This window comes from Pseudomonas jilinensis (assembly GCF_003586265.1).
In the GTDB taxonomy this organism is placed as follows: Bacteria; Pseudomonadota; Gammaproteobacteria; order Pseudomonadales; family Pseudomonadaceae; genus Halopseudomonas; species Halopseudomonas phragmitis.
In genome coordinates this window covers 254,793-281,533 of record NZ_QJSA01000004.1, presented here as the reverse complement: position 1 = coordinate 281,533, position 26,741 = coordinate 254,793, and the positions used below count along the sequence as shown (strand labels likewise).

23 protein-coding genes and 1 tRNA gene are annotated in these 26,741 nt (G+C 61.4%); 14 read left to right on the top strand and 10 right to left on the bottom strand.

Annotated features, from left to right (window positions below; all coding sequences use genetic code 11):
- The first annotated feature begins 2 nt into the window (after nt 1–2).
- From C2846_RS06440 to alkB, 7 genes are all read left to right on the top strand, one after another.
- Nucleotides 3–605 (top strand): TIGR04282 family arsenosugar biosynthesis glycosyltransferase, encoded by a 603-nt coding sequence (locus C2846_RS06440; RefSeq protein WP_080050121.1) that lies wholly within the window; start codon nt 3–5, stop codon nt 603–605.
- Nucleotides 606–783: 178 nt separating this feature from the next.
- Complete coding sequence (locus C2846_RS06435; protein WP_119700993.1) at nt 784–1,980, top strand: acyl-CoA dehydrogenase family protein; 1,197 nt, start codon at nt 784–786, stop codon at nt 1,978–1,980.
- A 125-nt stretch (nt 1,981–2,105) separates the two neighbouring features.
- Nucleotides 2,106–2,870 (top strand): SDR family NAD(P)-dependent oxidoreductase, encoded by a 765-nt coding sequence (locus tag C2846_RS06430; protein ID WP_119700992.1) that lies wholly within the window; start codon nt 2,106–2,108, stop codon nt 2,868–2,870.
- 165 nt (nt 2,871–3,035) lie between these two features.
- The gene (locus C2846_RS06425; RefSeq protein ID WP_119700991.1) at nt 3,036–4,085 is read left to right on the top strand and encodes a phosphotransferase; all 1,050 of its coding nucleotides are present in this window, start codon (nt 3,036–3,038) and stop codon (nt 4,083–4,085) included.
- A 17-nt stretch (nt 4,086–4,102) separates the two neighbouring features.
- Nucleotides 4,103–4,942: a 5'/3'-nucleotidase SurE gene (gene surE / locus C2846_RS06420; protein WP_080050117.1), complete on the top strand. Its 840-nt coding sequence runs from the start codon at nt 4,103–4,105 to the stop codon at nt 4,940–4,942.
- A gap of 20 nt (nt 4,943–4,962) precedes the next feature.
- Entirely contained in the window at nt 4,963–5,751 is a 789-nt protein-coding gene (locus tag C2846_RS06415; protein WP_080050116.1) for an SDR family NAD(P)-dependent oxidoreductase, read from the top strand.
- Between the two features lie 285 nt (nt 5,752–6,036).
- A complete protein-coding gene (alkB, locus tag C2846_RS06410; protein WP_119700990.1) occupies nt 6,037–6,687 on the top strand; it encodes a DNA oxidative demethylase AlkB in 651 nt (216 codons plus the stop codon).
- 123 nt (nt 6,688–6,810) lie between these two features.
- Here the strand turns inward: alkB and C2846_RS06405 are convergent, their stop codons facing one another.
- The 3 genes from C2846_RS06405 to C2846_RS06395 all read right to left on the bottom strand — a co-directional run bounded on the left by C2846_RS06405 (nt 6,811) and on the right by C2846_RS06395 (nt 10,177).
- Entirely contained in the window at nt 6,811–8,610 is a 1,800-nt protein-coding gene (locus tag C2846_RS06405) for an acyl-CoA dehydrogenase (protein ID WP_119700989.1), read from the bottom strand.
- A gap of 139 nt (nt 8,611–8,749) precedes the next feature.
- Nucleotides 8,750–9,934 carry an acetyl-CoA C-acyltransferase gene (locus C2846_RS06400; protein WP_080050113.1) on the bottom strand — a complete coding sequence of 395 codons (1,185 nt, stop codon included), beginning with the start codon at nt 9,932–9,934 and terminating at the stop codon, nt 8,750–8,752.
- A 51-nt stretch (nt 9,935–9,985) separates the two neighbouring features.
- Nucleotides 9,986–10,177: a hypothetical protein gene (locus C2846_RS06395; RefSeq protein WP_119700988.1), complete on the bottom strand. Its 192-nt coding sequence runs from the start codon at nt 10,175–10,177 to the stop codon at nt 9,986–9,988.
- Between the two features lie 193 nt (nt 10,178–10,370).
- Here C2846_RS06395 and C2846_RS06390 point away from each other — a divergent pair, with 193 nt between their 5' ends.
- Both C2846_RS06390 and C2846_RS06385 read left to right on the top strand, forming a co-directional pair.
- Nucleotides 10,371–11,471 carry an FAD-dependent oxidoreductase gene (locus C2846_RS06390; RefSeq protein WP_119700987.1) on the top strand — a complete coding sequence of 367 codons (1,101 nt, stop codon included), beginning with the start codon at nt 10,371–10,373 and terminating at the stop codon, nt 11,469–11,471.
- A gap of 117 nt (nt 11,472–11,588) precedes the next feature.
- Nucleotides 11,589–13,133, top strand: a complete 1,545-nt coding sequence (locus C2846_RS06385) for a methyl-accepting chemotaxis protein (RefSeq protein ID WP_119700986.1) — start codon at nt 11,589–11,591, stop codon at nt 13,131–13,133.
- A gap of 122 nt (nt 13,134–13,255) precedes the next feature.
- On the opposite strand, the gene glpD is transcribed toward C2846_RS06385, so the two are convergent.
- The gene (gene glpD / locus C2846_RS06380) at nt 13,256–14,776 is read right to left on the bottom strand and encodes a glycerol-3-phosphate dehydrogenase (RefSeq protein ID WP_119700985.1); all 1,521 of its coding nucleotides are present in this window, start codon (nt 14,774–14,776) and stop codon (nt 13,256–13,258) included.
- A 115-nt stretch (nt 14,777–14,891) separates the two neighbouring features.
- Here glpD and ybaK point away from each other — a divergent pair, with 115 nt between their 5' ends.
- Both ybaK and glpK read left to right on the top strand, forming a co-directional pair.
- Nucleotides 14,892–15,365, top strand: coding sequence for a Cys-tRNA(Pro) deacylase (gene ybaK / locus C2846_RS06375; RefSeq protein ID WP_080050108.1), 474 nt, complete (start codon nt 14,892–14,894; stop codon nt 15,363–15,365).
- 39 nt (nt 15,366–15,404) lie between these two features.
- Nucleotides 15,405–16,892: a glycerol kinase GlpK gene (glpK, locus tag C2846_RS06370; RefSeq protein ID WP_080050107.1), complete on the top strand. Its 1,488-nt coding sequence runs from the start codon at nt 15,405–15,407 to the stop codon at nt 16,890–16,892.
- 125 nt (nt 16,893–17,017) lie between these two features.
- Here glpK and C2846_RS06365 read toward each other — a convergent pair whose 3' ends face one another.
- From C2846_RS06365 to C2846_RS06355, 3 genes are all read right to left on the bottom strand, one after another.
- On the bottom strand, nt 17,018–19,354 hold the full coding sequence (locus tag C2846_RS06365; protein ID WP_119700984.1) for an FdhF/YdeP family oxidoreductase: 2,337 nt from the start codon (nt 19,352–19,354) through the stop codon (nt 17,018–17,020).
- Nucleotides 19,347–20,078 carry a formate dehydrogenase accessory sulfurtransferase FdhD gene (fdhD, locus tag C2846_RS06360; protein WP_231705611.1) on the bottom strand — a complete coding sequence of 244 codons (732 nt, stop codon included), beginning with the start codon at nt 20,076–20,078 and terminating at the stop codon, nt 19,347–19,349. The genes C2846_RS06365 and fdhD overlap by 8 nt, the downstream gene beginning before the upstream one ends.
- 177 nt (nt 20,079–20,255) lie before the next feature.
- On the bottom strand, nt 20,256–21,143 hold the full coding sequence (locus tag C2846_RS06355) for a LysR family transcriptional regulator (RefSeq protein WP_080050104.1): 888 nt from the start codon (nt 21,141–21,143) through the stop codon (nt 20,256–20,258).
- A gap of 304 nt (nt 21,144–21,447) precedes the next feature.
- On the opposite strand from C2846_RS06355, the gene C2846_RS06350 reads away from it, so the two are divergent.
- Complete coding sequence (locus tag C2846_RS06350) at nt 21,448–23,499, top strand: TonB-dependent receptor family protein (RefSeq protein WP_080050103.1); 2,052 nt, start codon at nt 21,448–21,450, stop codon at nt 23,497–23,499.
- Nucleotides 23,500–23,632: 133 nt separating this feature from the next.
- Here the strand turns inward: C2846_RS06350 and C2846_RS06345 are convergent.
- A tRNA-Pro gene (locus C2846_RS06345) sits at nt 23,633–23,709 on the bottom strand.
- An 82-nt stretch (nt 23,710–23,791) separates the two neighbouring features.
- Nucleotides 23,792–24,370, bottom strand: a complete 579-nt coding sequence (gene mobA, locus C2846_RS06340) for a molybdenum cofactor guanylyltransferase MobA (protein ID WP_119700983.1) — start codon at nt 24,368–24,370, stop codon at nt 23,792–23,794.
- A 79-nt stretch (nt 24,371–24,449) separates the two neighbouring features.
- Between mobA and moaB the strand changes: the two genes are divergently transcribed.
- Entirely contained in the window at nt 24,450–24,986 is a 537-nt protein-coding gene (moaB, locus tag C2846_RS06335) for a molybdenum cofactor biosynthesis protein B (protein WP_080050101.1), read from the top strand.
- Nucleotides 24,983–26,191, top strand: a complete 1,209-nt coding sequence (locus C2846_RS06330; protein ID WP_119700982.1) for a molybdopterin molybdotransferase MoeA — start codon at nt 24,983–24,985, stop codon at nt 26,189–26,191. Before moaB ends, C2846_RS06330 begins: the two co-directional genes overlap by 4 nt.
- A gap of 119 nt (nt 26,192–26,310) precedes the next feature.
- On the opposite strand, the gene grxD is transcribed toward C2846_RS06330, so the two are convergent.
- Nucleotides 26,311–26,628 (bottom strand): Grx4 family monothiol glutaredoxin, encoded by a 318-nt coding sequence (gene grxD / locus C2846_RS06325; protein ID WP_080050099.1) that lies wholly within the window; start codon nt 26,626–26,628, stop codon nt 26,311–26,313.
- Nucleotides 26,629–26,741: the final 113 nt, after the last annotated feature.

The following is a 26,741-nucleotide window of genomic DNA, read 5'->3' as shown; positions in this document are numbered from 1 at the left end:
CCATGCCCCGCCCCTCGGATACACCGCCCCTGCCGCTGCTGATCTTCGCCAAGGCGCCGGTACCCGGTCAGGTCAAGACCCGGCTGATACCCGCGCTCGGAGCCAAGGGCGCTTGCGCGCTATACCGTCGCCTGCTGGTGCTCACGCTTGAGCAAACCCGCGACTGGCCTGGCCCACGCGTTCTGTATTGCGCGCCAGACACTGATGATCCGCTGTTCGCGGCACTGGCACGTGAGCAGCATCTGCAACTTCGCCCCCAAGCTACCGGGGATCTGGGTCAGCGCATGGCTCAAGCTTTCAGTGAACACCCCCAAGGCGCCCTGTTGGTTGGCAGCGACTGCCCAGTGCTGACCAATGCCCATCTATTGGCCGCAGCCGAGGCTCTGCAAACTCATGATTGCGTCATCCTGCCCAGTGACGACGGCGGCTATGTGCTGATCGGCCAGCGTCAACCACACCCAGCGCCCTTTCGAGACATGAGCTGGAGTCACGCCCAGGTTCTGGCTGACACCCGCCAGCGCCTGCAAGAGGCCAACCTGAGCCTGTGGCTCGGGCCTACATTGTGGGATCTTGACGACCCCGAGGATCTGGCACGCTGGCGTTGAGCGCAGGCGCGAATCTCGCTGACGCCTATAGTAGTACCTCACTACCATTACATCTGTTTATGAGCATGCATTCCACCGCCGGGACTTGGTTCTCCGCCCCGGAGGATGACTGTATGGTCAGTTCATCGGTCAGCCCCGGCTGGCCGCCCGGCTCAACCAACTCCAGCAAGGAACCACCATGTTCGAACTCAGCCCCCGCGTGCAGGAACTCAAGGACCAGCTCAACGCCTTTATGGATGAGCACATTTACCCTAACGAAGCTCTGTTCTACGAGCAGGTCAAACTGAACAAGTGGGGCCACCCGCCGATCCTTGAAGAACTGAAAAGGAAAGCCCGCAGCCAGGGTTTGTGGAACCTGTTCCTGCCGCACTCCGAGCGTGGCGCCGGACTGAATAATGAAGAATACGCCCACCTGTGTGAAATCATGGGTCGCGTGTCCTTCGCCGGTGAAGTCTTCAACTGCAGCGCGCCGGACACCGGCAACATGGAAACCATCGAGCGCTACGGTAACGAGGCGCAGAAAGAACAGTGGCTCAAGCCTCTGCTGGCTGGTGAAATCCGTTCCTGCTTCTCCATGACCGAACCCGATGTCGCCTCCTCCGACGCCACCAATATCCAGTGCGAAATTCGCCGTGAAGGCGACGAGTATGTGATCAACGGCACCAAGTGGTGGTCCTCCGGCGCTCTGAATGAACACTGCAAGATCGCCATCGTCATGGGCAAGACCGACCCGAACGCGCCCAAGCACCTGCAACAGAGCATGATTCTGGTGCCGCTCGACAGCCCCGGCGTGACCATTGTGCGTGACCTGCATGTATTCGGTTACGACCATGCGCCACACGGCCATGCCGAAATCATTTACGACAACGTCCGCGTTCCGGCTTCCAACATGCTGCTCGGCGAAGGCCGCGGCTTTGAGATTGCCCAGGGTCGCCTCGGGCCAGGCCGTATTCACCACTGCATGCGCAGCATCGGTATTGCCGAGCGCGCACTGGAAGCCATGTGCCGCCGCGCCGCCGAGCGCGTTGCCTTCGGCAAGCCGCTGTACAAGCACGGCAGCACCGCCGAAGCCATCGCCAAATCACGTTGCGAAATCGACCAGGCCCGCCTGCTGACCCTGCACGCTGCTCGCAGCATGGACCTGTACGGCAACAAGGTCGCCCGCCAGCAGATCGCCATGATCAAAGCCGTCGCACCGACTATGGCCTGCAACGTGATTGACCGTGCCATTCAGGTACACGGCGCCAAGGGCGTTTGCCAGGACAGCTTCCTCGCCTCCGCCTACGCCAAGGCCCGTACCCTGCGCCTGGCCGACGGCCCGGACGAAGTACACCTGGGCACCATCGCCAAGCTGGAAATGGGGCAGTATCTGTAAAACAACTGGATCGCCACGGGCCTACGGCCCTCGCGATGACGGTGGTGTGGTGGAGTCGACAAGGCCCATCCACCCCCTCGTCATTGCGAGTCGCGCAGCGACGTGGCAATCCATAGGAGAGCAGCATGAGTAAACTGTTTGACCTGACCGGCAAGGTCGCCATCATCACCGGCTCGACCAAGGGCATTGGCAAGGCGATTGCCGAGGAATATGCCAAGGCCGGCGCCAAAGTAGTCATTTCCAGCCGCAAGGCCGATGCCTGTGAACAGGTCGCCGGCGAGCTTCAGGCTCAGGGTTTCGACGCCCTGCCGGTGGCCTGTCATGTCGGCGACAAGGCGCAGTTGCAGAACCTGGTCGACAAGACCCTGCAAGCCTTCGGCAAAATCGACATCCTGGTCTGCAACGCCGCGACCAACCCGGTCTATGGCCCGACCCACCAAGTCAGCGACGAGGCCTTTGACAAGATCATGGGCACCAACGTCAAGGGTACTTTCTGGCTGTGCAATATGGTCATCCCGCACATGGCCGAACAAGGCGGCGGTTCCATCGTATTGCTGTCGAGCATCGCCGGCCTGCGGGCCAGTGCCAATATCGGTGTGTATGGCATGTCCAAGGCCGCTGAAGCCGGGCTGGCGCGCAACCTGTCGCTGGAATGGGGTCCCAAGGGTATTCGGGTCAACAGCATTGCTCCCGGCCTGATCCGAACCGACTTCGCCCAGGCGCTGCTGGAAGATCCCGACCGGTTGCGCAAGGTCGAGGAAAAGCTGCCGCTGCGCCGGGTTGGCGAACCGGTTGATATCGCCGGGGTGGCATTGTTTCTGGCCTCGGCGGCTGGTGCTTACGTCACCGGCCAGACCATTGTCGCCGATGGTGGTGATACCATCGCCTGAGGGACATCTGAAACCCCGTCATTGCGAGGAGCAGGGGCGGCCATCCGCCAACGTGACAATCCACAGTCCCACGCATGGATTGCCACGGGCCTGCAGCCCTCGCAATGACACAGAAAGCATACCCAGAGATTCCCTAACAACCTCCAAGAAAATGGGACCTTCTACATGAGCGAAGCCACCCTGATCGACGTACTGCCCGCCCATCGCTTCGATGAAGCCAAGCTGGCTGCTTACCTCAAGGGCCGTCTGCCCGACGTGGAAAAAGGCATCGGTATCAAGCAGTTCCAGGGTGGCCAGTCCAACCCGACCTTCCAGTTGCAGATTGGTGAGAAGCGCTACGTGCTGCGCAAGAAGCCGCCGGGCAAGCTGCTGCCCTCGGCACACATGGTCGAGCGCGAATATCAGGTGATCAACGCTCTGGGTGAAACTGGCGTCCCGGTACCCAAGGCCCGACTGCTGTGCGAAGACCCCGAGGTGATCGGCACCAATTTCTACATCATGGATCACGTCGAGGGTCGGGTGTATTCGCACCCGTTGCTGGAGAAAGTCGCCATTGAGCAACGGCTGCCAATCCACCGCTCGATGATCGAGACTATGGCCAAGCTGCACAATGTCGACTGGCGCGCGGTGGGCCTTGAAGGCTACGGCAAGCCCGAAGGCTACGTGGCGCGCCAGATCAAACGTTGGGGCGGTCAGTTCGAAGCCAGCCGTACTGGCGACATGCCGTCGATGGATGCACTGATGGCCTGGCTGCCCGAGCATGCACCCAAGGATGACTTCACCACCATCGCCCATGGCGACTTCCGCATCGGCAACCTGATTCTGCATCCGAGCGAACCGCAGGTGGTGGCGATTCTCGACTGGGAGCTGGCAACCCTCGGGCATCCGCTGTCTGATCTGGCCTATTGTTGCCTGCCCTATCACCAGTCGGCGGCGCTTGAAGGCATGCGCGGGCTCAAGGGTCTGGATCTCAAAGCCCACAATGTACCCGAGGAGCAGCAGGTACTGGACTGGTACTGCGAGTTTACTGGCCGCAGCAACGTGCCGGACTGGAACTTCTTCCTGGCCTTCTCGCTGTTTCGTTTGGCAGCTATTGTCCAGGGTGTCTATCACCGCGCCCTGCAAGGCAATGCCAGCAACGCCGATGCACTGGAAGTCGGCAAGCGCGCCAGTCTGCTGGCTGATATCGGCTGGGAAATCGCCCAGAAGGGCTGAACACTGTTGAGGGTTGTATGAGTAAACCAATCAAGCGAGTACTGCTGACCAATGACGACGGTTGGCGTGAACCCGGCCTCAAGGTGCTGGAAGATATCGCTCATGAAATCGCCGAGGAAGTCTGGATCGTTTCACCGGACCTCGACCAGAGTGGTGTCTCCATGTCGATCTCGCTACACCAACCACTGCGCGTGCATCACTTTGGCGAACGGCGCTTCAGTGTCAGCGGCACTCCCAGCGACTGCGTGATGCTCGGGGTCAGCGAGCTAATGCCAGAACCACCGGATCTGGTGCTATCCGGCGTCAACAACGGCGCCAACATCAGTGACTCGGTGGCCTATTCCGGCACGATCGGCGGCGCCCTGACTGCCACCCTGCTGAACATCCCTGCCATTGCCCTGTCGCAGGCCTACCATAAAGGCAGTGACACCCACTGGGAAACCGCCCGCCAGTATGGCCCCGGCGTGGTCAGGCAATTGCTCGAAAGCGGCTGGCCGACCGACTGCGCTATGAACATCAACTTCCCGGCCCGCGCCCCGGCTGAGGTCACCGGCGTAGCCATCTGCCGCGCCCGCGCCGGCAGCATTGGCGGCATCAATATCGAAAGCCGCCGCGATACCCGCGATGTGCCCTACTTTTGGCTCGGTTTCCAGCGCCAGACTGAACGTATCATCGGCCTGGATACCGACGTCGGCGCCCTGCGCGCCGGGCGCATCAGCATTTCGCCGCTGCGGTTTGAACGCGATATCGCCAGTTGGCAGATCGACAGCGATGCTCTGGCGCGCAGGCTCGGTATTGAGCCGCGTGACGACGATACCGCTGCCGTCCCTGCCGACGACCCGAGCATTGACCACTGACCCCTTTCAAGGAGCGCCACATGCAACGTTTCGAAAACCGAATTGCCCTGATTACCGGTGCCGGCAGTGGCATTGGCCGCGCCACCGCCAAACGCCTGGCCGCCGAAGGCGCCCGGCTGATGCTGGTGGATCGCAACGAAGAAGGCCTGCAGCAGACTGTAGAGCAACTGCCAGCCGGCACCGAAGTGTTGCAGCGCGCTCTGGACGTAGCCGATGAAGCGGCCGTCGAGCAGTGCGTCGCTGACACCATCACCCACTTTGGCCGTCTGGATGTACTGTGCAACAACGCCGGCATCGCCGGTGGTGACTACAGTACCGCCCAGGATCAGAGCCTGGAAACCTGGCAAAAGATCATCAGCGTCAACCTCTACGGCGTGATGCTGTTCACCAAGTACGCCTCACGGCAGATGGAAAAGCAGGGCCAGGGCGCCATCGTCAACACCGCCTCAGTGGCCGGAATTCGCTCCGGTGCCGGCGGCAACGCCTACAGCGCCTCCAAAGCCGGGGTGATCAACTTCACTATGACCAGCGCCTGTGATCTGGGTGCACACAATATCCGCGTCAACGCTGTGTGTCCGGGCCTGATCGAAACCGGCATGACTGCCCCGGTGTTCGACTATGCCCGCGCCAACAACAAGGAAGCCAAGCTGGGTGCGCGCTGCGAGCTGCGCCGCTATGGTCGCCCGGAGGAAATCGCCGCGACCATCGCCTTCCTCGCCAGCGACGATGCCAGCTACATCACCGGCCAGGCCCTGGCGGTAGACGGTGGCAACACCGCCTCGCTGAACCTGCCGGGGATGAAGGTCTAGGGTCTGTTGACTGACTTCCTGAGCGGGCTGACGCTTTAAGCACCGAGGTGCTGCCAGTTTCAGCATCGCGCGGGCGCTGGGCGGCACTCCGACGACGCTCCCCAGGTCATACACGGCCCATCAGGCAATCGCCTGGGAGTGTCGCGCCCCGGTCCGCGTTCGGGCGCGACACAAAGCCAGCTCACAGCCACATCGACCGCAAGCGGACGCGCAATCCCCAGGGCATGGCCGAGCCATGCCCGACAGTGCTAGCCTAACCTCTCAGCCCTCAACACCTGAATACCCATGCAAGGCTCACTGGACTTTCCGCCCAACACCGAAGATCGCCACTGCCTGGCTGATGGTGCCTGGCTGCTCAAAGGTTTTGCCCTTGTCCAGGCAGAGGATCTGCTTGCAACCATCGCCGAGATCAGCGCGCAAGCGCCCTTCCGTCACCTGCTGACTCCCGGCGGGCAACGCATGTCGGCGGCTATGAGCAATTGCGGGCGATATGGCTGGACCAGCGATCGTCTGGGCTATCGCTATAGTGAAACAGACCCACTCAGCGGCGCTCGCTGGCCAGCCATGCCCGAGTCTTTCCGCGCACTGGCAGTCAACGCCGCAGCGAGCTGTGGCTATCCGGACTTTGAACCCGAGGCCTGCCTGATCAACCGCTATGTCACCGGCGCACACATGGCGCTGCATCAGGACCGAGATGAGGCGGATTTTTCCGCGCCGATTGTATCGGTGTCGCTTGGCGCGCCTATCCGCTTTTTGTTTGGCGGCCCGCAGCGTGGCAACAAGCCGGCAAGCTGGCTGCTGGAGCATGGTGATGTGGTGGTCTGGGGTGGTCCGAGCCGGCTGTTCTTTCACGGCGTTGCGCCGCTGGGCCAACGCGCAGCGCACCCGTTGACCGGGGCACTGCGGTATAACCTGACGTTCAGGAAGGTGGGGTAAGGCGTAGGCGCTGCTGCAAGCCCTTGAGGCTTCCCCCCCGGGAGGCGGGAGCATCCGCTCCCGCTGCAAGCCCGCTGCATCCCCATCCTGGAGCAGATGCTCCAGGCTCCCAGGGAAAGCAGCCTAGAAACACTCCACCGGCATATCCAGCGTGGTGCGGTCGGCGTCGCGCAGGACGTTGGCCAGGGCCAGCGGCTTGGGCAACTCGTAGCGCAGGAAGTAGTCGCAGGCGTGCAGTTTGCCCTGATAGAAGGCCTTGGGCCGCTCACCACCACTCTGCAACGATGCCAGTGCGGTCTGTGCCTGGCGCAGCCACAACCAGCCGACCACTACATGACCAAAGCACTCCATATACAGGTAGGCATTGGCCAGGGCCCGTTCCGGATCGCTCTTGCGCAGGGCTTGCAGGGCGGTGGTGACCTCTTCCAGGGTGGCCAGGGCATTGCCGAGCAACTGGGCGCCGTCCTTGAGCTCTGCCAGCGCCTGACACTCACTCAGGGTGGTACGGATACGGCCCAGCAGCGCCTGGTAGTACTTGCCGTCGGCCATCGCCACCTTGCGCCCAAGCAGGTCCTGGCCCTGAATGCCGTGGGTACCTTCGTGGATCGGGTTGAGGCGGTTGTCGCGGTAGAACTGTTCGACCGGGTATTCGCGGGTATAACCGTAGCCGCCATGCACCTGGATCGCCAGGCTGTTGGCTTCCAGACAGAACTGCGAAGGCCAGGACTTGACGATCGGGGTCAGCAGGTCATTCAGGCCAGCCGCCTCTTCACGCGCCAGCGGATCTTCGGCGTGCTTTTTCTCATCGATCAGGGTTGCAGTGAACAGGCACAGTGCCAGACCACCTTCAACGAAAGCCTTCTGCGCCAGCAGCATACGCCGCACATCGGCATGCTCGATGATCGGGATCATCGGGCTTTGCGGATCACGCTCCTTGAGCGGCCGGCCCTGATTGCGCTCACGGGCGTATTCCAGCGCGTGCAGGTAGCCGGTGTAGCCGAGCATCACCGAGCCCAGACCCACGCCGATGCGCGCCTCGTTCATCATGTGGAACATCTGCGCCAGGCCCTGATGCGGTTCACCAACCAGATAACCAACCGCCCCGCCCTTCTCGCCGAAGTTGAGCATGGTCGAGGTGGTGCCGCGATAACCCATCTTGTGGATCAGGCCGGCCAGTTGTACATCGTTGCGCTCACCCAGCGAGCCGTCTTCATTGACCAGATACTTGGGCACGATAAACAGTGAAATGCCCTTTACCCCGGGCGGCGCGTCGGGCAGCTTGGCCAACACCAGATGCACGATGTTTTCGCTCAGTTCGTGGTCACCGGCAGAAATGAAGATCTTGTTGCCGCTGATCCGATAACTGCCGTCCTCTGCAGGTACCGCACGGCTCTTGATGTCTGCCAGCGAGGAGCCGGCATGCGGTTCGGTCAGGCACATGGTGCCGAAGAAACGCCCGGCCATCATCGGCTCAGCGAAGCGCTTTTTATATTCTTCGCTGCCGTGAGCCATGATCAGGTTGCTGGCGGCGATGGTCAGGCCGGCGTAGGCCTGGGTACTGACGTTGGCGCCCTTGATAATGCCGATGCAGGTCTGGGCGATCACCGACGGCAACTGCATGCCACCACGTTCGTAATCCTGCGAGGCGGCCATCAGACCGGTGTCACGCAGCACGTCCAGCGCAGCTGACACTTCTGGACGAATTACCACCTTGCCATTTTCGAAGGTTGGTTCGTTGGCATCGCACAGGGCGTTATGCGGGGCGAAGGTTTCCGCACCAACCTTGAGTGCCAGCTCAATAGCGGCATCGAAAGTATCGCGGCTATGGTCGGCATAACGCGGGAATTGGACAAAACGTTCGACATCCAGCAGCTCATAGAGCAGAAACGCCAGATCATCGGTAGATACGATTTTTTGTGACATGACACGGACTCCTGCGGGTAATGCAGGGACCCGCATTGAAACAGGGATGGATCAAATACCAGCCCCGCAGCTAGCTGCGGGGCTGGGCAGAGAAAACTCGGCGCGGCTGCCACTCACTGGCAACCGCACCGCTGCCGGGTCAGACGATCTCGAACAGACCGGCTGCACCCTGGCCGCCGCCGATGCACATGGTCACGACCACGTACTTGACGCCACGACGCTTGCCTTCGATCAGCGCATGGCCGGTCAGGCGCGAGCCGGTTACACCGTAGGGGTGACCAATGGCGATCGAACCACCGTTGACGTTGAGGTTTTCAGCCGGGATACCCAGCTTGTCGCGGCAATAAACGACCTGAGAAGCGAAGGCTTCGTTCAGCTCCCACAGACCGATATCGTCCATCTTCAGGCCGTTGCGCTCGAGCAGGCGCGGAATAGCGAAGACCGGGCCGATACCCATCTCGTCGGGCTCGCAACCAGCCACGGCAAAGCCACGGAAGATACCCATGGGTTCGATGTTCAGCTGTTCGGCAACCTTGCTGTTCATCACGGTACAGACGGAGGCACCGTCGGACAGCTGGCTGGCGTTGCCGGCGGTGATGAACTGATCCGGACCACGAACCGGTTGCAGCGAGGCCAGGCCTTCCAGGGTGGTGGACGGACGGTTGCACTCGTCGCGATCCAGAACCACTTCCTTGTCGGAAATCTCGCCGGTTTCCTTGTTCTGAACCTTCATGGTGACCTTGTACGGCACGATCTCATCGGCGAACTTGCCGCTTTCCTGGCCGGCGGCTACGCGCTGCTGGCTGAGCAGCGAGTACTCATCCTGCGATTCACGGCTGACGTTGTAGCGCTTGGCGACGATATCGGCAGTTTCGATCATCGACAGGTACAGCTCAGGCTTGTTCTTCATGATCCACTCATTGGTGCCGTGGAACATGTTGAGCTTGTCGTTCTGACACAGGCTGATCGACTCGACACCACCGGCGACGATGGCCGGGATTTTCTCGCTGACCACGCGCTGGGCGGCGATGGCGATCGACTGCAGACCGGAGCTGCAGAAACGGTTCAGCGACATGCCGGCAGTGGTGACCGGCAGGCCGCCACGGATGGCAGCCAGACGCGCCATGTTCTTGCCCTGGGCACCTTCGTGGAAGGTAGCACCCAGGATCACGTCCTCAACCAGGGCCGGATCGATACCGGCACGCTTGACCGCCTCGGCGATGACGAAACCAGCCATGTCGACACTGTGGGTGTTGTTCAGTGCGCCACGGTAGGACTTGCCCAGGCCGGTACGGGCCGTGGATACGATAACTGCATCAGTCATGGTTCTGCTCCTGTTTCCAATTAGCTACGCCTGCAGGCGAAACGGTTTCGGTTAAACGGCTGGGGCCGCCTTTTGTTCTTGTCGGTCTCCCCAGGCTGCCAGGGTTTCACGGGCTTCCAGATACCGCTTGAGCCCTTTCCACAACAACACAATGGAGCCGAGGGTAATGAGGCTGGCTACCCAGAAGATCGAGTAACACACAGCATAGTCATCCTGGAACACGTAATCGGTTACCAGGGCCACGGCGTCCTCCGTTCGGGCTGGTAAAGACCAGTTAACGGAGAGTATCAGGTTCGCACAGCGAAAGTCGATTCCGAAAAAGCAGCATCACCGATCAACATGCGGACCTATCATTCTAAGCAATCGTGTCCACCATCGATGCAAAACAGGCCGCCCGTCACTTGGCCAATCGACCAGCAACAGCTAGCCTTCAGACATGACCCAACCGCCGCTACAGAGCACGCCGCTGGCCCTGGTCGGGGCCGGACACGCCCACCTGGTGGCCTTACGCTGCTGGTATGACCGCGACTTCAGTCCACCAGTTGGTACTGTGCTGATCAATCCCGAGCCAGAGGCCTGGTACTCAGGGATGATGCCCGGACTGCTGGCCGGACGTTACCGGCCTGACGACTGTGCGATAGCCCTGGAGCCCCTGTGCGCGAGCCTGGGCATTGAGCTGGTGATCGGCCGACTCGCCGAACTGAATGCCGATCAGCGTCTGCTGCGGCTCGACGACGGTCGCCAGTATCAGGCCGAACTGCTGTCGCTCAACATCGGATCCAGCCCCGCCTGTCTGCTGCAGGACGGCAGCCTGCCAGTCATCCCGGCCAAGCCCTTCGCTGCGTTGTATCAACAGTGGCGCCTGTGGCGCGACGGCCGTGCACCCGTCAATCTGGCATTGGCCGGAGCCGGCCCGGCGGCCTTTGAACTGGCCCTGGCATTGCAGGCCAGCCTGCCCAACAGTCGAATCAGCCTGATCGGCAGTACTCCGTTACTGGCTCGGCACCCATCGACTCTGCAACGCCGGGCACTGCGACTGCTGCATGAGCGCGGTATCGACTATCAGCTCGACCAGCTCACGGGTATTCGCCAGGGTCGCCTGCTGTTGGCGTCCGGCATCGAATTGGAGGGATTCGACGCCCTGGTTCTGGCTACCGGCGCCCAGCCGCATGCCTGCCAACAGACCAGCGGCCTGCGCTGCGACCCTCTGGGTTTCATTGCTGTCGATAGCTGCCTGCGCAGTCTAAGTCATAGCGCCATCCTGGCCAGTGGCGATTGCGCCAAGGTACCGGACAGTCACCACTGCGGCGTGCATGCGGTCCGCCAGGGCCAGACTCTGGCGGACAATCTGCAGGCGCTGCTGTGCCAGCAACCGCTGCAGCGCTACCAGCCTCAGTCACGCACTCTGGCGTTGCTGGATACCAGTGATGGCCGAGCCCTGCTCAGCTATGGCCCGCTAGCCGCCGCCGGGCGCTGGGTGCGCTGGTGGAAAACCTGGCTGGATACCCGCTTTATCAGTCGTCACCGCGCCCAGTAGCCAGGGTCAGCTACCCCAACCCCGACCAAAGACCAATTGTCTCGCCTTGCGACAACTGGCCTACTGCCCGCATGGCCTGACGGCCCGAAAACAATAACGTCATTCAGGAGAGGCGCCATGACCCACGGTATCGCCATCCGCTCACTTTGTGCATCGATTCAGCTCGGCGCCGGCCTTTGGCTGCTGCTGCAGTACGGCCCCATGACTTTGCCTTTCAGCCTGCTGCTGGCCGCCCTGCCCTGGCTGCTGACACGCAGCAAAGCTCCCCAGGCCAACACTCAGAACACTGATCAGAGATTGGAAGATCTGGCTCGCGACTTGTCGCGTTCGACCAGCCGCAATGCCATGGCCGCAGCGGAGGTGTCGTTCTCTGTTGAACAACTGGCTGCTCGCCTGCACTCCCAACTCAGCGCCATCACCCAGGTGGCTCAGAATGCTGAGCATATCGCCCATCAGGTGGAAAACACCTCTCGCTTCGCTGAACTGGCCGATCAGGCCGCCGAGTCTGCACGCAGCAGCAGCCAATCGGGCAAGCAGGCGCTGGATCAGGCCGTCGATGTCATGCAAGGGCTGTCACGCCAGGCCGATGCCAGCCTGATGATGCTCAACCAGCTCAATGACAAGGCCAGCAAGATCGTTCAGGTCACCCAGGTCATTGAAACCATCGCCAGCCAGACCAACCTGTTGGCACTCAACGCCGCCATCGAGGCGGCCAGGGCTGGGGAAATGGGGCGCGGTTTCGCGGTAGTCGCCGACGAAGTGCGTGGTTTGGCCGCTCGTACAGCCACCTCAACCTCTGAGGTCGCCACCATCATCGATGAAATGCACCGGGAAACCCAACGGGTCACCGAAGGGATTGGCGAACTGGTCAGCCAGGTCCAGACCAGTGTCAGTCTGATCGAACAGGCCAGCAGCCAACTGCTGGATATCAACCGTCATGGCGAGGCGGTGAAACAGGAAACAGCCCAGATTGCCGAGAGCAGCGCCGCCAACCGCGATCAGTTGAGCAGTTTGTCCTGTGCCGTCGAGCAGGTACGTGCCGATCTGGCCGGTAGTGATCAGCAGACCCGTCGGTTGGGTCAGGAGGCGGACAATCTGGTCGAGTTGGCCGAGCAGGTCAGCGAGATGCTCGCCGAAGTAGCTCTGGCGCCCTACCACCAGCGCCTCTTCGACGCGGCCCGGGAAGCTGCCGAGTCGATCAGCCAGCGTTTTGAACAGGATATCGCCAGTGGCCGAATCAGCCTGGAAGATCTGTTCGACCACAACCTGACGCCCATTCCCGGCAGCCGTCCACAGCGCTACAAGAGCCGTTTTGACCAGTACACCGACAGCGTGTTGCCGGCCCTCCAGGAACCACTACTGCAGGCCCATCCGGAACTGGTGTATGCCATCGCCACTACACCCGAAGGCTACGTGCCGACCCATAATCAGGCCTTCAGCCGCCAGCCGACCGGCGACCTGGAGCACGACACCCGCTACTGCCGCAGCAAACGCCTGTTCAACGACCGCACCGGTGGCCGTTGCGGCAGTCACCAACAGTCATTGCTATTGCAAACCTATAAACGCGATACCGGCGAGATCATGCATGATCTGTCGGTGCCGCTGTGGATCAAGGGCCGGCACTGGGGCGGGTTGCGCCTGGGTTACAAGCCCGAGCACTGAAGACCCCTCCCGGGAGGCGGGAGCATCCGCTCCCGCTGCAGACCAACGTGCATCCCCAACTTCGAGCAGATGCTCGGGGCTCCCAGGAAAACCCGAGCCATTAGCATTACCTAGCCAAGTTTTCAGCCCAACCGCCCCAGATACTCCGCCAAATCCTGCTGCTGCTCCGAGCTCAGGCGCAAGCCCAACTTGGTCCGGCGCCAGAGGATATCCTCGACGCTGCTGGCCCACTCGTGCTGACGCAGATACTGCACTTCCCGTTCGGTGAGTCCGGCGCCAAAATCCCGCCCCAGATCACGTTGGCTATCGGCCCCCTCCAGAAATTGCTGGCACAGTCGCCCGTAGCTGCGTACATAACGCCAGCGCTGGCGATCATCGAGCCAGGGATAATCGGCCTGCAGCTCGGCATTGAGCGCAGCCTGGCTGATGAAATCGCCCCCCGGCAGGGCATGCCGACCGGTCCAGGCAGGCCCCATGCCAGGCAGCCAGGGCCGCAGCTTTTCCAGCGCCGCCTCAGCCAAGCGGCGATAGGTGGTCAGCTTGCCGCCAAATACATTCAATAGCGGTGCCTGCCCGCGTCCACCCTGTACGGTCAGGGTGTAATCCCGGGTTACCGCTGCCGGGTTACCATCCTCGTCATCCAGCAACGGCCTGACTCCGGCAAACCGATGCACAATAGCCTCGGCACTGAGCGGCTGACGAAAATGAGCATTGACCACCGACAGCAGGTAGGCCTCTTCCTCGGCGGTAGGCCTTACCGCTGCCGGGTCTCCTCGATAATCCAGATCAGTGGTGCCAATCAAGGAGTAGTCACCCTCATAGGGCAACACGAACACGATCCGCTGATCCTCGTTTTGCAGGATGTAGGCCTGCGAGCCCTGGTACAGACGCGGCACAATGATGTGGCTGCCCTGAACCAGACGCATCCCCTGACTGGGGCGCTCGCCCAGGATCTCCTCCGTGGCACGGGCCGCCCAGGGCCCGGTGGCGTTGACCACCGCCCGCGCACGAACCTCGCTGCGACCTTCAGCCGAAGCAATCTGAACCTGCCAGAAACCGGCTTCACGGTGAGCCGAGACGCAACGGCTGTGCAAGCGGATATCAGCCCCCAGCGCGCGTGCCTGCATGGCATTGAGCACCACCAGCCGGGCATCGTCGACCCAGCAGTCAGAATATTCGAAGGCGTAATGAATATTTGCCTGCAACGGGCTCTGGCCGTTGAGCCGCAGGCTGCGGGTGGCTGGCAAGGTAGTCCGCCGCCCCAGGTGGTCGTACAGAAACAGACCGGCCCGCAGCATCCAGCGTGGGCGCAAATGCGGGCGGTGCGGCAGGATGAAGCGCAACGGCCAGATAATGTGTGGCGCCTTGGCCAGCAATACCTCGCGCTCGCCCAATGCCTCACGCACCAGCCGAAATTCGTAGTATTCGAGATAACGCAGTCCGCCATGGATCAGCTTGCTGCTGGCCGAGGAGGTATGCGCAGCCAGGTCATGCTGTTCACACAGCACGACCTTGAGCCCACGGCCGGCGGCATCGTTGGCAATCCCTGTGCCATTGATCCCTCCTCCGATCACCAGCAAGTCGCACTCGCTCAAGGCCGCTGGGTTGCCTTGGGGCCGTTCATTCGGATGAACTCTGAACACGCTAGTCACCCTCCCTGGGTCTAGAAAACGTGGTATTTCATATGAGCATACACTGTTGCCGTTTTATCGCGCGCCCAGCAGAATCGCATGCAGACAATTACATGGACATGTCAGCATGACCCCCGCCACCAAACAGCTCGACAAGGCCCGCATCAGCTACCAGTTGCATCGTTACGAGCACGACCCCAAGGCCGAATCTTATGGTGGCGAAGCCGCCGACAAACTGGGGCTCGACCCAGGCCGGGTGTTCAAGACCCTGCTGGCCAGCAGCGAAAAAGGCGAGTTGCTGGTAGCTGTGGTACCAGTCAATGGCCTGCTCGATCTCAAGGCCCTGGCCCAGGCCGCCGCGGTGAAGAAAACCGACATGGCCGATCCAGCCGCCGCCCAGCGCAGCACCGGCTATCTGGTTGGCGGCATCAGCCCGCTGGCCCAGAAAAAGCGCCTGCGTACCTTCATCGACGCCAGCGCTCGCGACTGGCCTAGCATTTTTATCAGCGGCGGACGCCGGGGGCTGGAAATCGAGCTGGCACCCGAGGACCTGGCAAGCCAGACTCAAGGTCAGTTCGCCGCCATCGGGCGTGGTGATTGAGTTAGTTTTAATCCATTCAAAAAATGCAGGACAAGCCCCATGCCAGACCATCTACTCGCCATCGACCAGGGCACCACCAGCAGCCGAGCCATTGTGTTTGACCGTGACGCCCAGCCACTGGCAACGGCCCAGCAGGAATTCGCCCAGCACTTCCCCGAGGACGGCTGGGTCGAACACGATGGCGAGGAAATCTGGTCCAGCACGCTCAAGGTCTGCCGTCAGGCGCTGGAGAATGCCGGTCTCAAGGCTCAGGACATCGCCGCTATCGGCATCACCAACCAGCGGGAAACCACCCTGCTCTGGGATGCCAACAGCGGTGAGCTGTTGCACCACGCCATCGTCTGGCAGGATCGGCGTACCGCCGACTATTGCGCCCAACTCAAGGCCGACGGCCATGAGGCCGTGGTCAGCGCCAAAACCGGGCTGCTGATCGACCCCTATTTCTCCGGCACCAAACTGCGCTGGCTGCTGGACAACGTCGCAGGTGCCCGGGAGCGAGCCGAGCGCGGCGAATTGCGCTTCGGCACAGTCGACTGTTTCCTGCTCTGGCGCCTGACCGGTGGCCAGGTGCACCGTACCGACGCCACCAACGCCTCACGCACTCTGCTGTTCAACATTCACACCCAGCAATGGGACGACGAGCTGCTGCGGCTGTTCGAGATTCCCGCCAGCCTGTTGCCCGAGGTGATGGACAGCGCCGCTGAGTTCGGCATCAGTTCTCCGGATCTGCTAGGCGCAGCGGTGCCGATTCGGGCCATCGCCGGTGACCAGCAGGCAGCCCTGATCGGCCAGGCCTGCTTCGAGCCTGGCATGGTCAAGAGCACTTACGGTACGGGCTGTTTCATGGTGATGAATACCGGCAAGACCCCGGTCAAATCGCAGAACCGGCTGCTGACGACTGTCGGCTATCGACTCAACGGTGAAGTCAGCTACGCCATCGAAGGCAGCATCTTCGTTGCCGGGGCCGCCATCCAGTGGCTGCGCGACGGCCTCAAGCTGATTCAGAGCGCCGGTGATACCGAAGCCCTGGCCGAGCAGACCGGCGAGCAATGTGGCGTGTATCTGGTACCGGCCTTTACCGGCCTTGGCGCGCCCTACTGGGACCCGAAAGCGCGCGGTGCCATTTTCGGCCTGACCCGCGATACCGGCATTGGCGAAATCGTTACCGCCGGATTGCAGTCGGTCGGATTTCAGACCCGTGATCTGCTCGAAGCGATGACCGCTGACGGCGCCACCAGCACTGCGGCCTTGCGGGTTGACGGTGGGATGGTGGTGAACAACTGGGTAGTGCAGGCGCTGGCCAATATTCTCGGCGTCCCGGTCGACCGTCCTCAGGTCACCGAAACCACCGCGCTGGGAGTCGCCTACCTGGCCGGCCTGCAAAGCGGCCTGTTCGCCAGCCTGGAGGATATCGCCCGGCACTGGCAGTGCGAGCGTCACTTCACCCCGCAGATGAGCGCCAGCCAGCGCGACAACCTGTATCGCGGCTGGCTGGATGCGGTGGAGCGAGTCAGACGTCAGGCTTGACCCACTGGATTGCCACGGGCCTACGGCCCTCGCAATGACGGGGTAGGTGAGGCGCAGCACGTAGGCATCGCTCACTGCCTTTTCTCGTCATTGCGAGGGCCGTAGGCCCGTGGCAATCCATGGGCTCAGTGCAAAGCCCCCAGCAGTTTCTCAGGATTTTTGAGCGAACACGGTTCCAGACAAATAGCGATGAACTTGGAGGTCGGGGTGTAGCTGCCCTCCCCCACGCTCTCCAGCGGCACCAGCGGGTTGATCTCCGGGTAATAAGCGGCGGCCTGTCCTGGTGGGATGTCATAGGCCAGCAGAGTGAAACCTCGCACCCGCCGCTCAATGCCGTCGGCCCAGAGCGAGACAATATCGACCTCTTGCCCAGCTTCCCAACCCAGACGCTGAAGATCCAGCGCATTGACCAGCAGCACGTCGCGCCGCCCGCGCACGCCCCGATAACGATCATCGAAGCCATAAATGGTGGTGTTGTACTGATCATGTGAGCGCAGGCTTTGCAGGATCAGGTCGGGTTGCTGGCCAGTTTGCCGGATGCGCCTGTGCAGCAGGGTCGGCGGCAACGGATGGGCGGCAAATTCAGCCTTGCCCGATGCGGTCTGCCATTGCCGGGTACTGACCGGATGCTCCAGATGGAAACCACCCGGCTGTTCAAGACGCTGATTGAAATCTCCAAACCCCGGCAGGGTTTCGGCAATCAGTTGCCGGATGACCTTGTAATTGGCCACCAACACGCTCCAGTCCACCGGATGCTTACCCAGCGTCGCTTCGGCAATCCCGGCAATGATTGCCGGCTCAGAGCGCATCTGCGTCGATAATGGCGGCAACTGCCCGTAGGACGCATGAATCATGCTGAACGAGTCTTCGACCGTCACAGCCTGCGGGCCGCTGGCCTGGCGGTCGATATCGGTACGGCCCAGGCACGGCAGGATCAACGCCTCGTGGCCGGGCATCAGGTGGCTGCGATTGAGTTTGGTGCTGATTTGCACGGTCAGTTCGCAGTTCATCAGCGCCTGATGCGTGCGCGGGGTATCGGGCGTGGCCTGGGCAAAATTGCCGCCCAAACCGATAAACACCCTGGCCTGCCCAGCCAGCATGGCCCCGATGGCCTCGACGGTATTGTGTCCGTGGTGGCGCGGTACGGAAAACCCGAAGCGCCGTTCCAGAGCATCGAGAAACGCCGCCGGGGGGCGCTCGTTGATGCCCATGGTGCGATCACCCTGCACGTTGCTATGCCCGCGCACCGGACAGACGCCGGCGCCGGGGCGGCCAAGATTGCCGCGCAGCAGTTGCAGGTTGACGATTTCACGGATGGTCGCCACCGAGTGATGGTGCTGGGTGATGCCCATGGCCCAGCAGACGATCACCCGATCGGCCTTGGCATACAACCGGGCGGCCTGCTCCAGCTCAGCCAGAGGCAGACCCGACTGCTCGACCAGCACCGCCCAGGGCGTAGCGTCCAGCTGCGCCAGATACGCCTCGACCCCCAGGGTCTGAGTAGCCAGAAACTCACGATCGAATACCGCCGCAGCGCCACTGGACCGCGCTTCGCGCTCCCATTGCCACAGATACTTGGCCATGGCTCGCACAACCGCCAAATCGCCGCCCAGAGCCGGGCGGAAATAGGCGGTATTGAGCGGTTCGGCCCGATTGCCCAGCATGGCAAGCGGTTCCTGCGGCGGCTGGAAACGCTCCAGCCCGCGCTCACGCAGCGGGTTGAAGCACACCACCTGAGCGCCACGATGCACCGCCTCGCGCAGAGGTTCGAGCATGCGTGGGTGGTTGGTACCGGGGTTCTGGCCAAACACCAGAATGGCATCGGCCTGGGCAAAATCGGCCAGGGTCACACTGCCCTTGCCAACCCCGATGCTGGCATTGAGCGCCACGCCACTGGCTTCGTGACACATGTTTGAGCAATCGGGAAAGTTGTTGGTGCCATAGGCACGCACAAACAACTGATAGAGAAACGCCGCCTCGTTGCTGGCCCGCCCGGAGGTGTAGAACTCGGCTTGATCGGGACTGTCCAGCCTCTGCAGATGCTTGGCGATCAGAGCAAAGGCTTCATCCCAGCCAATCGGCTGGTAGTGATCGCTGGCCCGATCATAGCGCACCGGTTCGGTCAGCCGACCCTGGTATTCCAGCCAATAATCGCTTTGCTCGCGCAACTGACTGACGCTGTGACGGGCAAAGAACCGGGCATCCACGGCCCGCCGGGTAGCTTCCCAGTTGACTGCCTTGGCACCGTTTTCACAGAACTTGACCGCGCCGTTGCCCGGCTCATCGCCCCAGGCACAACCTGGGCAGTCAAAACCACCATGCTGATTGGTTTTGAGCATGGCCTTGAGATTTTTGATCGGCTGGCCACTGTCGAGCCAGGCCCGGGCGACACTGCGCAGCGCGCCCCAACCGGCGGCCGGACCTGAATAGGGTTGATAGCGTAGCTTGGTGTTGTCAGACATGACTGTAGACCCGTGGCGCGCTGTGATGCGGCAGGTGAATCAGATTGAGTTGGTGCTGGCGCGCCCAGTCGACGCTCAGGGTAGTAGGTGCCGATAGGCTAACCAACGTACCAATCCGCGCCCGCACCGCCTTGTGGATCAATTCCAGACCACAACGGCTGGTGATCAGGACGCAACCCTGACGCGGATCAAGGCCCTGCCGGTAGAGCGCGCCAATCAGTTTGTCCAGCGCGTTATGACGCCCGACATCTTCACGGCAGAGCCGGATCTCACCCTGGGAATCAAGATACAGCGCGGCATGCAGGGCACCGCTGTCACGTGCCAGCGATTGTGCGGCGCTGATACGCTCGCGCAAACCAGCGAAATGCTCATATGGCGGTAAAGCCACTGGCGTCAACAGCGGCAGACTGGGCAGAGCCTGCTCCAGCGCCTCTACCCCGCACAGGCCACAGCCGGAACTGCCGGCCAACTGGCGACGCTGCCGTTTAAGTGCCTGGAACGCCCGGCTACTGATGTTCAGTTCAACCTGATAGCGTTCGCCGGAGCCGGACACCTCAATCCCATAGACATCATCAATCGATGAAAGCAGCCCATTACTCAGACTAAAACCCAGGGCAAAATCTTCCAGGTCACTCGGTGAGGTCAACATAACCGCATGATTGAGGCCATTGAAACTGACCGCCAAGGCGCATTCACTGGCCAGCGCTGCCGGGGTTTGCAGCATCGGCGAGTCGAGCAGGGTATAACTGTGGGCGGGAGTTGCAGCGACAACCTGCAAAGCGTTGCTTGACATGGGACACCTCCGGTACCAACACCGGCCTGAGTTCGATACCGCTCAGGTTAGGAGGCTTGGCTGGCACAGTCCAATCACTGGTTTTGATGCCATCATCGACAGTATCTATCAATCACTCTCCAGCAACTCCCGGGCGGATTCGAAGCATGCCTTGGCCAGGGCTGAATGCGGCACCTGGCGACGCATTACCAGCCCTGGCCGCGACAGGGTGCCAGCCCCGGTTATCGGCAATAATCGAGCCTCGCTACTGAAGTTTTCCAGGCCAGCATCCAGCGGCACCACCGCGCAGCAAAGGCCGGCAGCGACCGCCTGCAACAGCGGATGAACCGAGTCGACCTCCAGCACTGGCCGCAGCCGTACGCCTCGGCTACGCAGGCCGTGATCTATCGATTGGCGAAAGTGCATACCGCTGGTCAGCAGTCCAAGCGGTAGTGCCTCAAGGTCAGACCAGTCCAGTTCGGTCTGCTCTAGTAGGAAATGGCGGCTGTCATGCAGTAACCCCATATGGGTTTCCGGCAACGGCAACCAGTCGAACTGAGCCGGGTCAGGATGCTCCAGATAGCACAGTCCCAGATCGAGCTGGTTACGCGCCAACTGATCGAAGATCTGCTCACTGCTGAGCGTATGCAGATGAAACTGCAGACCCGGGTGAGCCTGGCGAAAGCGCGCCAGCAGATGCATGGGATCCACCCCGGCCAGCGGCACCAGCCCTAGACGCAAGGTCCCAACCAATTGCCCCTGACAGGCCGCAGCCTCGGCCCGCAAGCCATCATGGGCCGCCAGCAGGCTACGCGCCCAGGCCAGAATCCGCTCCCCTTCCGGGGTAAAACCCTCGAAACGCTGGCCCCGATTGACCAGCGTCAGGCCCAGCTCCTCTTCCAGATTGCGCAAGCGCATCGACAACGTCGGCTGGGTGACATGGCAGCGCACCGCCGCCTGGCCAAAGTGGCGGGTTTCATCCAGCGCGATCAGAAAGCTCAGTTGTTTGATGTCCATGCCGGCACTTTAGCGCGTGAGCTGATGAAACACGACCAGTTCCACTATTCGGAACACGAGACGATAAATTTTAAAACCAAGACAATTGACAATCACTATCATTTACATTTAGTTTTGCCCCGGCTGATCGACCTGCCTTCAAGGGAAAGGCAGATGCAGCCCCGCATCCCGGGGAGCAGTTCGGGTTATGGGGCATGCCACTACCGTACCGCTCCAGGAGCATTCGGCTATTTCAGACCAGCCCGGTACATGCTTGCAGCCTCTTTGCGGGGAGCAGAAGAGGCAACTGAACCCAGGAACAAGAATGAAGCCAACACCAGTATTTACACCGCACCTCCTTGCCATGGCCATCGCTGCCGCCACTCTGCCCGGCGCCGTTCTGGCTCAATCGGAAAACACCGTGCGCCTGCCGTCCATGGAAGTCGTAGGTTCCCAGCAGGACAGCATTTCGCGCCAAACCGGGGCTGTGGTGGTCCTTGATCGCGAGCAAATCGAGCGCATCCAGCCGACCTCTACCGAAGACGTCCTGCGCCGCGTAGCCGGTGTTCACACCAAAACCGAAGAAGAATCCGCCATCGTCAGTAACATCGGTATTCGCGGGTTGTCCGCCAGCGAAGCCAAGTCGCTGGTACTTGAAGATGGTGTACCGGTAGCGCCCGGCCTGTTTATTGGCAATGACCGCTACTTCAACCCGCGCATCCAGCGCATGGAAGGCATTGAGATTCTCAAGGGCTCGTCTTCACTGCGTTATGGTCCATCCACCATCGGTGGGGTTATCAACTACAAGACCAAGACGCCAGAGGGCGTAGCCGTCTCCGGCCGCGTTGGCTCGTTTAACACGCGTGAAGCGGTGCTTGAAGCCGGCGGCCGCAACCCGTCCGGCGACGCCTATGCCGGTATCGTCGCCACCCATGCCCGCAGTGACGGGTTCATGGACAAGGACTACGAAATGACCGACATCATGGTCAAAGCCGGTACTGCACTGGGCGACAACCAGAACGTGTCGGTCAAATACTCCTGGCACGACAATGAAGCCAATATCTCCTATCGCGGCATTTTTCTGCAGGATTACCGGGCCGGCAAGACCTACAACCCGGCACCTGACGACTACTACCTGACTGATCGCAGGGCCTTCGACATCAACCATGAATGGCACCTGAATGACCGCGCCACCCTACGCACCCTTGCGTACTGGAGCGAGATGACCCGAGACTACTGGCGTTACGATGTCGATACTCCGGCCTCCAACGCTGCTGGACGCTGGGTTTATCGCGATACTCTGACTGGCAACAACCGCAGCTTCGAACGTTATGGCCTGGAGTCACGCCTGAGCCTGGACCATGACCTGTTCGGACTGATCAACGAAGCTGAGTTCGGCCTGCGCTTCATGAAAGAAGAGTCGGATGACAAGCGCATCCGTGCCACCCGCGCCCAGGATCGCACCGGAATCAATGATCGTCATATCAAGGACTCGGCCGAAAGCATCGCCGGCTATGTTCAGAACCGTTTCGTCATCAATGAGCGACTGGCGATCACGCCCGGTCTGCGCTTCGAGTCCTATGAACAGACCCGCAAGATCCTGACCCAGAACGGCGACTCCGAAGACACCTCAAACATCGAGTGGCTGCCGGGTATCGGCTTTACTTACCAGTTGGTGCCTGCCGCCCAACTGTACGGTGGTGCCTACCGGGCCTTCTCGCCGGCTTCTAACGGCGTTGCCCTGGACGGCCTGGTCGACCAGAAGCTCGATGGTGAGCGTTCGGATAACTACGAACTGGGTCTGCGTGGCGCCAATGGTGCTTTCACCTACGACGTCACTGCGTTCTACATGAACTTCGACAACCAGGTGGTCACCGGCAACAGCGATCCGAACCTGTCGCAGTCCAACGCCGGCAAGACCCTGCACTATGGTCTGGAAGCGGCACTTGGAGTCGAACTCGGCGGTGGTTTCAGCCTGGACACCAACTTTACCTGGGTGCCCGAGTCGGAATTCCGTACCGGTGACAACAAGGGTAACCGCCTACCCTACGCGCCCAAGTACCTGGCCAATGCAGCACTGAATTACACCTACGGCAGACTCTCCACCGCGCTGAACGCTCACTATCAGGGTAAGCAGTATGGTGATCCGAGCAACACCAAGGACATCCCCAACAACGCCGCTGGCGGCATCTGGGGTGGTCAGATGCGTTCCTACACTGTCTATGACCTGCTGGCCCAGTACCAGCTCAACGACAACCTGCGGCTGCAGGGTGCAGTCAAGAACCTGACCGACAAGCGCTACATCACCGGCTTGCGTCAAGGCATCTACGTAGGGCCGGAGCGCTCCTTCGAAGTGGGCATGAACTACCGGTTCTGAGCCGATCAGAACTCATCAGGCGGCAGGGAAGCCGCACCTCAAGCACAGCGGCAGAGCACACACTCTGCCGCTGTTTTTTACGTGATCAACGCGCATAAAAAAACCCTGACTCAATGAGTCAGGGTTTTCGTATTGGTCGGAGCGACTGGAATCGAACCAGCGACCTTCTCGTCCCGAACGAGACGCGCTACCAGGCTGCGCTACGCTCCGTTAGTGAGGCGGCATTTTACCGAAAAGTCGTTTTTGCACAAGGGGCAAATGAAAAATTCTTTGCTGCGGCAGGGAGTTATACCTACTGCCAGTCTTCCAGTCGGTTGGCATTCAGCAATTGCGGATCATCCGCGGGCAACTCGAGCACACTGGCATTCTCACCCAGCAACCAGCGCAACGGGCTGCGCTGGCCGGCCTGCCAGGCTTGCTCCAAGGCCGGCAGACAGGCTTTGGGGATAACCGCCAGCAATGGCTGCCAGGCCTCTGCAGAACGCGCCAGAACCGGCCGCTCAGGCTGCTCGCGGGCCAATTCACACAACTGCACCAACAGCGCCTGCTCCAGGCGCGGCAAATCACAGGGCACAATCAACAAATGACTGCCACTGCACGCCTTGAGCCCCGCCAGAATACCGGCCAAAGGGCCGGGATAATCCGCTTGCGCATCGCCGACCACAATGTCGGCCCACAACTGATAGCGCTGCTGGTTGCGATTGCAACTGATCAGCACCTCGCCAACCTGGGTACGCAGCAGCTCGACCAGATGCTCGGCAACCGGTCGACCGGCCCAGGGCATCAAACCCTTGTCGCGCCCACCCAGGCGGCTGCCCTGCCCGCCGGCCAGCAACAGGCCGGATAATTGGAATTTTGTGCTCTCGCTCATCAGGTACCTCATAGCAGCCCGGTTACAGGCGGCTCTGTGTTATAACACCCGCATGCATCACCCGCCAAAGGAATCGAGCATGGCTCACGCCCCCCGAGAATTCACCCCACTCAACATTGCCGTTCTGACCGTCAGCGATACCCGCAGCCTGGAAACTGACACCTCGGGCCAATTGCTGGCAGACAGCGCCAGCGAGGCTGGTCACCGGCTGATTGACCGCCAGCTACACCCCGATGACATCTATCGGATTCGCGCCGTGGTCTCGGACTGGATCGCCCGCCCGGAGGTTCAGGTTGTACTGATCACCGGTGGTACCGGCTTTACCGGCCGCGACAGCACCCCAGAAGCCGTAGCGCCGCTGCTGGACAAGCAGGTCGATGGTTTCGGTGAGCTGTTCCGCCAGGTGTCTTTCGAGGAAATCGGCACATCTACCCTGCAGTCCCGTGCCCTGGCCGGTCTGGCCAATCGCACTCTGGTGGTCTGCATGCCGGGCTCAACCAACGCCTGCCGCACCGCCTGGACCCGGATCCTGCGCGAACAACTGGACAGCCGTACCCGGCCCTGCAACTTCGTTCCGCATCTGGAACTGGCCGACGCCTGCGAGAGCCGCGCATGAGCCTGATGCCAGTCGAGCAGGCGCTGCAGTTACTGCTGGAGCACGCCGCCAGTCAGCCCGCGCTCGGCACTGAACAGGTATCCCTGAACGCCGCTCTGGGGCGCATTCTGGCCGAGCCGGTTGAGGCAACCCTGGATGTGCCACCCTGGGACAACAGCGCGATGGACGGTTACGCCCTGCACAGTGCCGATATTGCTACAGCACTGGAGCAAGGCTTGCCGATCAGCCAGCGGATCACCGCCGGCACGGCGCCGGCACCCCTGCAACCGGGTACCTGCGCACGGATTTTCACCGGTGCGCCACTGCCCGAAGGGGCCGATACGGTGGAGATGCAGGAAAACACCCAGCTCAACAGCAACGCCCTGATGCAACTGCTGCAACCGCTGACGCCTGGAGCCAATGTACGCCCACGCGGGCAGGACATTTGTGTTGGTAGCCGGGTGTTGGAAGCCGGCACACGTCTGCGCGCTCAGGATCTTGGGCTGTTGGCCTCAATCGGGATTGCCGAACTCAAAGTGGTACGCCCGCTGCGGGTAGCCGTGGCCTCGACGGGTGATGAGCTGCGTGAACCAGGCGAACCACTAGGGCCAGGGCAGATCTACAACAGTAACCGTTACACCCTGATCGGCCTGCTGCAGGCTCTTGGACTGGTCATCATCGACGCCGGCATCCTGCCCGATGACCCCGAGCAGACCCGTGCGCGTTTGCGGGCCCTGGCCGCTCAGGCCGACCTGATCATCACCTCCGGCGGCGTCTCGGTTGGGGAAGCGGATTGCCTTGGCCAGGTATTGCGTGAACAGGGCCAGGTCAACCTGTGGAAGCTGGCCATCAAACCCGGCAAGCCCTTCACGCTGGGCAGTTTCAACAGCACCCCGGTTATTGGTTTGCCTGGCAATCCGGCAGCGGTGCTGGTGACCTTTGTGCTGCTGGTCAAACCCTGGCTGCTGCGCCGCCAGGGGGTCACCGACGTAGCCCCGCTGAGCCTGTCACTACCCGCTGGTTTTGACTGGCCCAGAGCTGGCAAGCGCGATGAATACCTGCGCGCCCGGCTGGAAGCAGGCCAGGTAGTACCCTCCGGCAACCAAAGCTCCGGCGTACTGAGCAGTGCCAGTCAGGCCAGCGGCCTGCTGCTGATCCCGGCTGGCCAGACACCCCGGCGCGGCGAGGCAGTACAGTTTCTGCCGTTTTCCGGGTTGTTGGGCTAGGGTCGGCCTCCGCAAGCCCCGCTGCATCCGCAACGTCGGCATGCTGCTCGAAACTCCCAGAATCAGGCACAAAAAAGCCCGCGCGGATAAACCCGGCGGGCTTGGTGAAAGCGGCACAGTTACTCGACGTTGGCCGCCTTGACCATGGTCTGCAACTCACCTGACTCGAACAGCTCCAGGATGATGTCACTGCCACCTACCAGTTCACCCTTGACCCACAGCTGCGGGAAGGTCGGCCAGTTGGCGTAGCCCGGCAGGGTCGCACGGATATCCGGATTCTGCAGGATGTCGACATAGGCGAACTTCTCGCCGCAGGCCATCAACGCCTGCACGGCACGGGCGGAAAAGCCACACTGGGGTGCATTCGGCGCACCTTTCATGTAGATCAGCACCGGGTTGTTGGCGATCTGTTCTTTGATGGTATCGATGGTATCCATGATGCTCCTCTTGGCCGGCTGGACAGGCCTTGGGGCATACGCCGTCAGTCAGCGCCCCTTGGCTCTCAATCCGACATTCTACCGTAAAACAACCAACCTTTTCACTCGGAGAC